General features: G+C 77.4%; 1 pseudogene. It reads right to left on the bottom strand.

What is annotated here, in order from left to right:
• A pseudogene (locus QMK28_RS34070) lies at positions 1-730 on the bottom strand (family 2 glycosyl transferase); the annotation flags it as partial.

The raw sequence follows: 730 nt of genomic DNA, 5'->3' as shown, positions 1-730 counted from the left end.
GCCCCGCGCGAGATGGGCCGCGTACTGGACGCGACGCCGTCGAGTTTGCGCACGCCGGCGGACTCGGACGTCAGGTCGGCGTCGCCGAGCCGGATGCCGGAGCCACGGACCAGGGCGTACGAGACGTCAGCGGCGTCGCCACCGAGCACCAGGGTGCGCGGCTGGTCGCGGGTGCCGCTTTCCTCCGCGACGAACGCGGGGACCTGCACCGCGTCGCGCCGCTCCACGGGTCCGTCCGCGCCGCGCGCCATCCAGCCGACGGCGGCGATCAGCGGGGCCGCTCCGGCCGCGAGGGCGATCAGCACGGCGACCGGCTGCCGCCAGCCGAAGCTCAGCGCCGCGACCCGGTGGCGGGCGCCCTGGGCGCCGAGCACCGCCGCCGCGAGCAGCGCGATGCCGTAGACGAGGGTCGCCGGCCCCGCCCAGCCGGAACGGTTGGTGAGCACCGCGAAGAGCAGTGCGACGACGGCCACGACCCAGGCCGCGCGGATCGCGAGCTGCCGCTCGCCGCGCAGCAGGGCGGCGAGCGCGGCCAGCACGACGCCGATCAGCAGCAGCCCGCTCGCGGCGTTCGGACCGCCGGGGCTGAGCGCCAGCAGGTCGAGGGCGCCGGCGGGGGCGGCGGCGAAGTCCAGTCCGGCTTCGGTGAGGAAGGCGGACGGGTCGGTGAGCAGCGACAGCGACCTGGGGGCCAGCCCGAGCAGAGGGGTGTGGACCGGCGCGAGCGTGG

Source organism: Streptomyces sp. H27-D2 (assembly GCF_035828615.1).
GTDB lineage: Bacteria > Actinomycetota > Actinomycetes > Streptomycetales > Streptomycetaceae > Streptomyces.
This window is presented reverse-complemented; position numbering and strand designations above follow the sequence as displayed.